Source organism: Salinivibrio socompensis S35 (assembly GCF_000513715.1).
In the GTDB taxonomy this organism is placed as follows: Bacteria; Pseudomonadota; Gammaproteobacteria; order Enterobacterales; family Vibrionaceae; genus Salinivibrio; species Salinivibrio socompensis.
This window is the reverse complement of the sequence record NZ_AQOD01000141.1, coordinates 1-10,294: the sequence shown is the minus strand read 5'-3', so window position 1 is coordinate 10,294 and position 10,294 is coordinate 1. Positions and strand designations below refer to the sequence as shown.

8 protein-coding genes and 1 pseudogene are annotated in these 10,294 nt (G+C 49.1%); 7 read left to right on the top strand and 2 right to left on the bottom strand.

Translation table 11 applies throughout. The features are described from left to right. Positions 1 to 886 (bottom strand): annotated as a pseudogene (locus DZ54_RS22130) (NAD(P)-dependent oxidoreductase); the annotation flags it as partial. 121 nt (positions 887 to 1,007) lie between these two features. On the opposite strand from DZ54_RS22130, the gene DZ54_RS0114535 reads away from it, so the two are divergent. Continuing rightward, positions 1,008 to 2,756, top strand: coding sequence for a bifunctional metallophosphatase/5'-nucleotidase (locus DZ54_RS0114535; RefSeq protein WP_025674863.1), 1,749 nt, complete (start codon positions 1,008 to 1,010; stop codon positions 2,754 to 2,756). A 238-nt stretch (positions 2,757 to 2,994) separates the two neighbouring features. Here DZ54_RS0114535 and DZ54_RS0114525 read toward each other — a convergent pair whose 3' ends face one another. After that, positions 2,995 to 3,924 carry a hypothetical protein gene (locus tag DZ54_RS0114525; RefSeq protein ID WP_025674862.1) on the bottom strand — a complete coding sequence of 310 codons (930 nt, stop codon included), beginning with the start codon at positions 3,922 to 3,924 and terminating at the stop codon, positions 2,995 to 2,997. 348 nt (positions 3,925 to 4,272) lie between these two features. Between DZ54_RS0114525 and DZ54_RS25290 the strand changes: the two genes are divergently transcribed. The 6 genes from DZ54_RS25290 to DZ54_RS0114495 form a co-directional block, all read left to right on the top strand. Continuing rightward, on the top strand, positions 4,273 to 4,446 hold the full coding sequence (locus tag DZ54_RS25290; RefSeq protein ID WP_021023852.1) for a hypothetical protein: 174 nt from the start codon (positions 4,273 to 4,275) through the stop codon (positions 4,444 to 4,446). Positions 4,447 to 4,589: 143 nt separating this feature from the next. Then, positions 4,590 to 4,880 carry an HlyU family transcriptional regulator gene (locus DZ54_RS0114515; protein WP_025674860.1) on the top strand — a complete coding sequence of 97 codons (291 nt, stop codon included), beginning with the start codon at positions 4,590 to 4,592 and terminating at the stop codon, positions 4,878 to 4,880. Positions 4,881 to 5,174: 294 nt separating this feature from the next. Continuing rightward, positions 5,175 to 6,728, top strand: coding sequence for a Re/Si-specific NAD(P)(+) transhydrogenase subunit alpha (locus tag DZ54_RS0114510; RefSeq protein ID WP_025674858.1), 1,554 nt, complete (start codon positions 5,175 to 5,177; stop codon positions 6,726 to 6,728). Between the two features lie 9 nt (positions 6,729 to 6,737). Next, a complete protein-coding gene (locus tag DZ54_RS27695) occupies positions 6,738 to 8,114 on the top strand; it encodes an NAD(P)(+) transhydrogenase (Re/Si-specific) subunit beta (protein WP_476707456.1) in 1,377 nt (458 codons plus the stop codon). 222 nt (positions 8,115 to 8,336) lie between these two features. After that, on the top strand, positions 8,337 to 9,791 hold the full coding sequence (locus DZ54_RS22120; protein ID WP_476707455.1) for an ATP-binding protein: 1,455 nt from the start codon (positions 8,337 to 8,339) through the stop codon (positions 9,789 to 9,791). Continuing rightward, positions 9,763 to 10,294, top strand: a 532-nt coding sequence (locus DZ54_RS0114495) for a response regulator transcription factor (RefSeq protein ID WP_025674857.1), incomplete at its 3' end; no start/stop codon positions are given. The genes DZ54_RS22120 and DZ54_RS0114495, both read left to right, overlap by 29 nt.

Below are 10,294 nucleotides of genomic sequence, written 5' to 3'. Positions count from 1 at the left end.
AAGATGGTTTGGTATCTGTATCAAACTGCTTGATCAGGACCGAGGTGTCGCAACGGCCATAGCCGCGCGCTTGTAACTTGTTGTACTGTTGATCCACTTGCTCGGTCAAGGGAAGCTCCACGCCTAACTTGGCGGCTTCTTCTAAACAAAAGCCAAGATCTTTACGCATCCAATCAATCGCAAAACCAAAATCAAAGCTGTCAGTGGCCATGGTGTGCGCGCGGTTAGTCATTTGCCACGATCCGGCTGCGCCGTGCTGAATGGCTGCGATCATTTTTTCAATATCGAGATCAGCGGACTGTGCAAACGTCAGCGCCTAGGACAACCCTTGTAAGACGCCGGCAATACAAATTTGGTTAGCCATTTTACAACGCTGGCCGCTGCCGTGCGGGCCAATATGTTGGATTGCACTGGCATAGGCGTTCATGACGGGTTCAACATCACTGAACACATTCGGGTTGCCACCGACCATAATGGTAAGGGCGCCTTTTTCCGCTCCTGCCTGGCCGCCTGAGACGGGGGCATCGAGAAAGCTTAGGCCTTGGCGTTCGCATACTTGTGCCAACTCAAGTGCCAGCTCGGTAGAGGTGGTGGTATGATCGACCAGCGTACTGCCTTTTTTCATATTGGCTAACACGCCAATATCGCCATACACCACACTGCGTACGTCATCATCGTTTCCCACACACATAAAGACGATATCAGCGTCAGCCACTGCTTCGGCTGGCGTCATTCCATATGTGCCTGGATAGGTGTCGCACCAGGTTTCGGCTTTGCGGGTGGTACGGTTATAGACGCGAGTTGGATAGCCGTTATGTTGTAGGTGGCCGGCCATCGGAAACCCCATCACGCCGAGACCAATAAAGGCGACCTTCGTATTATTCACTTGCATGTCATCACGCTTCCCTGTGGTTGATTAGGTAGTAATCTATCAAAAACTTAACCTTTCTTGTATCTGTCAATGTTAAGCTTGTATCATCTTCTTTTGTGTTGTGACACGGATTATTATGACAGCACGACAACCATTCTCATTAACTATCGCGCATATTAACGATACGCACTCACACTTTGAGTCCACGCCTGTCTCGCTCAGCTTAGAGAGCGAAGACACGCGGGTGTATGCGAATTGTGGTGGATTCGCACGTATCGCCTCGGCGGTGAAGCACTTTCGTCATCAGGCTGAACAAAATCAGCATGGTTTTCTGTTTCTACACGCGGGCGATTGCTTCCAAGGCACGTTGTATTATTCCTTGTTTAAAGGAAAAGCGAATGCCGACATGCTTAATCGTCTGAGGATCGATGCGATGGCGATTGGTAATCATGAACTGGATCAGGGGAATGAACCAGTTGCCGATTTTCTCGATGATATTCAGTTTCCTTTGTTGGCCGGTAATTGGCATGTTGATGACGAAGCCAAAGATAAGCAAAAACGGGTAAGCGACAAGCCCGCCTTAATGCCATACCTGCCCGATCACGCACGTGCGAGCACCCTGATCAAAACCTACGCGGGCCATCAGGTTGGTCTGTTTAGCTTAGCGGTTGAGCAAATGGCAGCGCTAGCCCATCCCGATCATGATACGCCGTTTTTGCCGGCCACTCAGATAGCCAAAAATACGGTGGCGTATCTGCGCGCTCAAGGTGTCAACACCATTATTTTGTTGAGCCATCTTGGTTATGACAAAGACAAGGATTTAGCGGCAGCGGTCGAGGGTATCGATGTGATCGTGGGTGGACACACTCACGTGCTGCAAGGTGACTTTCAAAATATTGGTCTCGATACCCAAGACCCATACGGGTATCAGGTTAACGACACCTGGATTGTGCAAGCCGGTTGTCATGCGCAATCGATTGGCCGTTTCACCTTATCGATTGATGAGCAGGGACGGCCTATTGCGTTTGAAGGGCAAAATTACGTGCTGCTTGGACGCAGTTTGGCGATGGATGCGTCGCGCGAGCAACAATTAACCGTGGCTTCTTACCAAGCGGCGCGTGACTATCTGAATAGTCAGTCGAATGTACTGATTTTACCGAGTGATTTAGACTTAAAACACTACTTGCAACAGACGTATCGGCCGCAAGTGGCGCAACTAGAACGTGACATTGTCACGCATGTGCCTGAGCGTTTACGCCATGTTCGCGTCCCTGACCGTGAAGGCGGTAGCGACGTGGCCCCTTTGGTCACTGAAAGTTTCCTTTGGGCCGCGCGTGAGCAAGGGATTGATGCGGAGTTTGCGATTCACAATGCCGGTGGCGTTCGAGTCGGTCTGAATGCTGGCCCGCTTTCAGCGGCATTGATTGCCGGTACATTGCTACCGTTTGCGATCGACGTGATTGCGTATCGAGTGACAGGGAAACAAATTCGTTGTGCGCTAGAAGGGGCAATCAATAATGCCACCAATAATGGCGTTGTTGGCCTCGGGACTGGTAGCTTCCCTTATTGTGCAGCTATCCGTTATCGCTATGAAGCGTGGCGTCCCATTGGGCAGCGTATTACCCAGCTCGAGATAAAACGGGATGAGCATTGGGTGAGCATGGACGATGATCACCAATATACCGGCGTGTCATCTTCCTATACAGCACAAGGTAAAGAAGGCTATGACGCACTGCAGACCGGCCGCCGTCGCTCAATAGGTCTGTCAATGGCGGAGTGTTTTATTCAGTATGCCCGTCAGCAAGCCGTACTCGCATTATCGAATCAGCCGTTAGTTTGTTACCTACACACCCCCGATCAGACACAAACGTGTTGGGGCCAATAACTTGGCCCACCCCTTGCTTATTCATCGATAGGTTGCACGTTCGGCATGATGTTGCCGTTTGATGAAGTTTTGGTCGCTATTGCCGATAACGGTAGATGACCTGAATGTGGCGATACTCTCGAAAGGTGAAGATGATGGAAAAACGTGATTGGTTTGATGTGGGGTTGATTAGCTTTTGGCTGATAGCTTGGGCGTCCTTAGTCTATTTTGTGCCAGTGGTATAAGTGGTATAAAAGCGCTAGGGTGTCTGCGTCTCTGCACGATGCGCGTGACGCATTACCCAACGGACTAAAAGCGGCTGTAAGTAAATGGGTAACTGAATGGCACCGATTAAGGGTAAAAATACCGGACCAAGCGCGACGCCGGCAACGGTATAGGTCAGTAATACATTGCGATTCACAGCAGTCACGGCCGCGATCATACTGGCTGCTTGTCCTTGTCGCCGATATAAACCGTAGGCAATTGCAAAAAAAAGTATGCAAATTGCGACTGAAATTGCTAACAGTTCTAGGGCATACGCCTGATTGTTTTGCCAGATTTCGCCAAATGGCCCCACCAGCCCCAGGGGAAAGCTAAATACCAGCACGATAGTGAATTGTGCGAGCTTACCGTGAATACGTTTGAGTTTTTCGGGCTTGACCAGCGCGTGGAAAACAGCGGCGAACGCCATGGGCCCGACGATAAATACCACTAATCGAATCACATAGCTTTGCAAATCCAGTGAAAAAGCATCACCGCTAAATATCGTTAGATTCACGAACAATACCACCGGCATCATTAGCGTCGAAGCGATCGTGTAAGCCATGGCGATCAGAGCATCCATGCCTAGCGAGCGGATAATGGCCGGTGTGGCAAACAAAGAGCCGGTTGCGCAGATCCCGCTAATCGCGAGTAATAACGCTGTCGACGCGCCTAATAACCAGGCGATAGAACAGGTTATCAAGGTTAACACCACCGCATGAATGAATGCATATATCCAGACCTGCCACTGGCCGAGTGCCTTGACCAGCAAACCTTGATGGATCCCAAGTAATGTAAATAGCATCAGCGCAAACAAGACATAGGGGAGAAAAGGGAACAGCCCTAGCGATACCGCTGGAAATGCAAAGCCAATCAGCGCAGCGATAAAAAGGCAGATCGCAGAGTGTCGGGCAAGAAATGCAAGCATGGCAACACCTTAGTTACATGTGTAACGCTGATGTTATCAGGTTTTAATCGATAATCGAGTGATAAATCGCCATTTTCAATAAGTAAGACACGACCAAGCACAAGTTACACGTATAGCATGGGGGCGGATACCACTTTCAAACAAAATAAATGTAATAGGAGAGCTGACGCATCTGAAAGCGAATAGCTTCTTTTTTAACGGTGACTTAACATTATTTTGTTATCATTTGATAGTGCTGTTTCGGATTATAAAAACTAATCCAATGGTTTAATTTTCATAAATTTATTATTGTGTGTCTGCCCCTTATACTACGCGCCGAGTGAATTCAGAAAATAAAGCGAGGATCGTATGACGACTGCAACGGTTAATATGACACGTTCACGTCGATCTTACGCGGTAACTATCAAAGGACTGATCGCTCATGCCATGGATGTGTTGTTTACCCGCAGCACACAAGCACCTGCTTATGATGCAAGCCGTTTACCGGCGCATTTGCAGCGTGATATCGGCATAAACCGATAAGACGACAAAACGTAGACAGAACGCGAAACGCCACATCATCGAGATGTGGCGTTTTTTTATTTGTGGTTTAATCGCCCTAGGCATAGACCAATAATACATTGTCTGATTTGTCCGAGCCGAAAGAGGAAAAGGAGTAAAGAAATATGGGATGGTTTTCAGCACTTTTTTCTAGTGGTCAATCGAAACAACCTCAAGCGTCTGTCACCCCCACAGACTACAAAGGCTATTTGATTTACCCTGAAGCGACCGCAGAGAGCGGCCAATACCGTGTATGCGGACGTATCTGCAAAGAAATCGATGGACAGGTGATGACGCATCACTTTATCCGTTCCGATCTATTGGGAAATCAAGACGATGCAAATAGTTTGATGGTCACTAAAGCCCAAATGATGATTGACCAGAATGGCGATAAGATTTTTGCGTTTGGTGGTTAGGGTATGCTGAGTCATAGCAAAATTAATGCATAAATATAGACAATAAAAACAGATAAAGTGTCGCTTAGATCACATTTATACCCTAATGGCGATCCTCGCCCTGTGGTGATTAAGGAATAAACTCGTTAAGTTAAGGCTGTTGCGTTGCTAAGCACGAAGCACTGACCCCCGCAACTGAGTGAAAAATGGGTAAACCCGTTTTCAATACATATTGAGTCAGTGAATGTCTCTCAGGTGGTACCTCACCTGTGACAACTAAAAAATTTCTTATAAGCCAACATTCAGGGAATAGCTATGCAGATTGGTGTTCCAAAAGAGAGGCTCGTTAATGAAACGAGGGTAGCTGCAACGCCAAAATCGGTGGAGCAGCTTATCAAACTCGGTTTTGACGTTGTGGTAGAAAAGGGAGCGGGCGAGAAAGCAAGCTTCGAAGATACTGCGTACGAACTTGCCGGGGCGACCATTGTTGATACGGATGCCGTTTGGCAATCCGAGGTCATTTTTAAAGTTAATGCACCGGGTGTGATTGAACAAACCGGCGAGGATGAAGTAGAACGACTGCAAGCAGGCACCACGTTGGTTAGCTTTATCTGGCCTGCCCAAAATGAAGAACTGCTTGAGCGGTTATCGGCGCGCAATGTCAATGTGATGGCGATGGATGCCGTGCCGCGTATATCGCGCGCACAATCATTAGATGCCCTAAGCTCGATGGCAAACATTGCCGGTTATCGCGCTGTCGTCGAAGCTGCCCACGAATTTGGCCGCTTTTTTACGGGACAAATTACGGCGGCCGGTAAAGTACCGCCTGCGAAGGTGTTTGTTGCCGGTGCGGGTGTGGCTGGCCTTGCTGCCATTGGCGCTGCTGGGAGCCTAGGCGCCATTGTTCGTGCTTTTGATGTTCGCCCAGAGGTGAAAGAGCAAGTTGAAAGCATGGGGGCTGACTTCCTTGAGGTTGATTTTAAACAAGACAGTGCAGGCAGCAGTGATGGCTATGCCAAAGAAATGTCAGATGAGTTTAATCAGGCCGCACAAAAACTCTACGCGCAACAAGCGGAAGACGTCGATATTATCGTCACCACGGCACTGATCCCCGGTAAACCTGCACCAACGTTGATTACCAAAGAAATGGTAGACAGCATGAAGTCAGGCAGCGTGATTGTTGATCTAGCTGCAGCTAATGGTGGTAATTGCGAGTACACCGAAAAAGACCAAGTCATCACCACGCCAAACGGGGTGAAAGTGATTGGCTACACCGATATGGTTGGGCGTTTGCCAACCCAATCCTCGCAGCTTTATGCCACTAACTTGGTTAACCTCACTAAATTATTGTGCAAAGAGAAAGATGGCAATGTCGTTATCGATTTTGACGATGTTGTGGTGCGTGGTGTGACTGTCATTAAAGAAGGTGAAATCACTTGGCCTGCCCCGCCGATTCAAGTGTCGGCACAACCGAAAGCGGAACCGAAACCTGAACCTGCGCCGAAAGCAGAAGCGAAAAAAATGTCACGGGCGACCAAGTATGGCCTCATGGCGGCGGCATTGGGTGCCTTTGGCTGGGTGGCGAACTACGCCCCGAGTGAGTTTCTTTCTCACTTGACCGTGTTTGTTCTTGCCTGTGTGGTGGGTTATTACGTGGTCTGGAATGTGACCCATGCGCTGCACACGCCACTGATGTCGGTCACCAATGCGATTTCAGGCATTATTATTGTTGGGGCGTTATTGCAAGTAGGACAAGGGATCGGTTTTGTTACCTTCCTCGCCTTCATTGCCGTGTTGATCGCTAGTATCAATATTTTTGGCGGCTTTACTGTTACAAAGCGCATGCTTGAAATGTTCCGTAGAGGATAAGGAGAAAGAATGTCTGAAGGATTGGTACAAGCTGCGTACATTGTTGCCGCACTCTGTTTCATTCTGAGTTTGGCTGGGCTCTCAAAGCAAGAGTCTGCGCGTGCTGGCAATTACTATGGTATTACCGGGATGGCCATCGCGCTGGTGGCGACGATTTGGGGGCCCGATGTTCAGGGCGTTGGCTGGATTATTCTCGCCATGGTTATCGGCGGCGCGATCGGTATTTACTATGCCAAACGGGTTGAGATGACCGAAATGCCAGAGCTGGTGGCGATGCTGCATAGCTTTGTCGGCTTGGCGGCGGTATTAGTCGGTTTCAACACCTATATTGATCACCCACCACTGACTGGTGCGATGCTTAACATTCACCTGGTTGAGATCTTCTTAGGCGTCTTTATTGGTGCAGTGACCTTCACCGGTTCGATTGTCGCCTTTGGTAAACTGCGTGGCGTGATCTCGTCGAAAGCGCTGGCATTACCGCATCGACACAAGCTTAATCTAGCAGTCCGTTGTGGTTTCATTTTTGCTGTTGATCAGCTTTGTGAATGCAGAAGGCTCCACATTTGCACTCATTGTGGTGACGCTCATTGCGTTGGCATTTGGTTATCACCTTGTCGCCTCGATTGGCGGGGCAGACATGCCGGTTGTGGTTTCTATGCTGAACTCGTATTCCGGTTGGGCAGCGGCAGCGGCAGGCTTTATGCTGGCGAACGATCTATTGATCGTCACGGGCGCTTGGTCGGCTCATCGGGTGCCATTCTGTCTTACATTATGTGTAAGGCCATGAACCGCTCTTTCATCAGTGTCATTGCTGGTGGCTTTGGCTCAGATGGCACCACTTCATCCGGTGACGAAGAAGTCGGTGAATACCGTGAAAGTACCGCGGAAGAAGTCGCAGAAATGCTAAAAGACTCCAACAGTGTGGTGATCGCCCCCGGTTATGGAATGGCCGTTGCTCAGGCGCAATATCCGGTTTACGAAGTGACAGAAAAATTGCGTAACATGGGCATTGACGTGCGATTCGCCATTCACCCGGTTGCGGGACGTTTGCCGGGGCATATGAACGTGTTGCTAGCAGAAGCGAAAGTTCCTTACGATATCGTCTTAGAGATGGATGAAATTAATGATGATTTCCCGGAGACTGATACGGTATTGGTTATTGGGGCCAACGACACGGTTAATCCTGCGGCGACCGATGATCCGTCTAGTCCAATTGCTGGCATGCCCGTACTTGAAGTATGGAATGCCAAAAATGTGGTGGTCTTTAAACGCTCGATGAATACTGGCTACGCCGGGGTGCAAAATCCATTGTTCTTTAAAGACAATAGCACCATGCTCTTTGGCGATGCCAAACAAAGCGTTGAGGCGATTTCTAAGGCGCTATAGCCCAATAGCCTGCTAATAAATTAAAGCACTATTGCTTAAAAGAGCCAGTTAAGCTCAAAAGAGCCAGTTAATTGACTGGCTCTTTTTATGCGTAGTCGGTAGCTGCGGATGTGAGTACAGCTCTGATCTTCTCCTCGCAATGAACAGAACAATACCTTCGATTCGAGAGCTTGCATCCGAGCGGCGCGAACTTACAATGCACTGACATTATTTAAAGGTTTGGTGGTAAGCTGTCAACATGCGAATTCTGCTGCTAATCATTTTTACGCTGACAGCCTGGCCAGCCATGGCGGCGAGTACATTTTCAGAGCAAATGACTGCGTTCCGGGCTCAGTTGCTTTTGGCGGACCTGTTGCGCGTTACAACCTCATCGGTATTAACCGTGCCTTTCCGCGTGTGTTGCTAAGTCCAGATAGTTTATTGCCGCAGACAGCTAACTACCCTTTGAAAGACATTCGCCGGCTCTACCAGGCCGAGCAAAAGTGTCAGGGTCCTTGGCCGGTCAATCCGCAAGTGACAGAGCCGCTGGTGTTTACCCGTGCCATGTGCAATAACACTCAGCTTCCGGTTGCCTGGTTTTCACGCTCTGGGTTTATTCATCCCGGCGGTGGGAGCTATGCGGCCAAGTACGCGGAAAAGTTTCCCGCGCGACGCAGTGAACTCGTGCGCTTTTTTCATATCCAAGAGCGACCACAAGCCGGACCAGACAGCCTACTTGGTCGGCTGCAAAGGATGGATTCAGCGGCGGTTGAGGCCCTAAATAGCGGTGCCAAAGCCTTGGTCAGTCAAAATGAAATGTGGATCCGTGTGGGGAGCTATTATCACTTGTACGCCGCGCAGCAATGGCAGCCTCTCGTCACTGAGTTTGATTTACGCCTCACGCCTCGGGGAGAGCAAGATTTCTGCTTAGCCCGGGTGGGTAATATTTGTTGGAATGAAGAGAAAGCCCCCAGTTATTGGCCTTATTTAGTCGGCACGCTGATTTTGATCAACCTAGTTGCTCTTGGTGGTTGGGCATTTAACCGATGGACGGTTCAACGTCGATTGATGCAAGAGCGGATGTTGGTATTGCAAATACTGACGCACGAGTTACGCACCCCGATTGCCAGCTTGTCGATGACCGTTGAAGGGTTTCGGCGTAAGTTTGATACGTTACCAGAGTCTTTCTATGATGAGTTTCGTCGTTTGTGTGAAGACTCAAGGCGCCTAAAGCAGCTGGCGGAAGCAAGTAAGGATTATTTGCAGTCGAATCAAAAGCCATTAGGCAAAGAAACGATTCCGTCTATCGAAGAGTGGCTCGGGTACATTTGTGATGAACATCAAGTGACGCTTCAGGTGAGTCGAGATGGTGCGGTACGGGCCAATATCTATTGGTTAACGACATCATTGAACAATTTGATTGCCAATGCGGTCAAATACGGTGTTGCACCGGTTGAAGTGCATGCAAAGGTAACAGCGGATCGTTTTACCATTGCTATATGCGATCAAGGCGATCTTACCGCCAAAGATTGGAAACATATACGTAAACCTTTTGTTAGCCAAAGCGGGCTAGGGCTCGGGCTGACGATCGTGGAATCGATGATTGAGAGAATGGGGGGCAAGTTAATCCTTTCTGGGCCACCCACCACATTTACTTTGGAGATTCATTGTGACGCAACCGACGTTACTTCTGGTTGAAGATGATGCCAACCTGGCTGATGGCTTATTGGCAAGTTTGGAGCAAGCGGGCTATCGGTGTTTATATGCAGATAGTGCGACGAAAGTGGCTGAGTTATGGCGTGATGCGGATCTGGTTATCTTAGACCGCCAACTCCCTGAGGGCGACTCAATCGAATGGCTTGCCGATTGGAATAAACTAAAAACCGTGCCAGTGATCTTATTGACAGCCATGGTGTCAGTGCGTGATCGCGTTGGTGGACTAGACTCGGGGGCCACCGATTACATCACTAAACCTTTTGCCGAAGCAGAGTTGCTCGCACGTGTGCGTGTTCATCTTCGTAATCCTGTCGGAGAGGCCGAAGTGTCGAGTGACGATCTCATTATCAATGAGGTGAGAATTGATACCGCGAGTCGTGCCGTTTTTTGTGGCGAACAAGAGGTAACATTGACACGCACTGAGTTTGATTTATTGCATTTTTTAGCCAAAAACGCGGGACGTGTCTTCACTCGCGATGAATGCT

What these genes read in the sequence shown, in the direction of transcription:
- DZ54_RS0114535 (WP_025674863.1), top strand. Translation starts at nt 1,008, where the DNA reads ATGACAGCACGACAACCATTCTCATTAACTATCGCGCATATTAACGAT.
- DZ54_RS0114510 (WP_025674858.1), top strand. Translation starts at nt 5,175, where the DNA reads ATGCAGATTGGTGTTCCAAAAGAGAGGCTCGTTAATGAAACGAGGGTA.
- DZ54_RS27695 (WP_476707456.1), top strand. Translation starts at nt 6,738, where the DNA reads ATGTCTGAAGGATTGGTACAAGCTGCGTACATTGTTGCCGCACTCTGT.
- DZ54_RS0114515 (WP_025674860.1), top strand. Translation starts at nt 4,590, where the DNA reads ATGGGATGGTTTTCAGCACTTTTTTCTAGTGGTCAATCGAAACAACCT.
- DZ54_RS25290 (WP_021023852.1), top strand. Translation starts at nt 4,273, where the DNA reads ATGACGACTGCAACGGTTAATATGACACGTTCACGTCGATCTTACGCG.
- DZ54_RS0114525 (WP_025674862.1), bottom strand. Translation starts at nt 3,924, where the DNA reads ATGCTTGCATTTCTTGCCCGACACTCTGCGATCTGCCTTTTTATCGCT.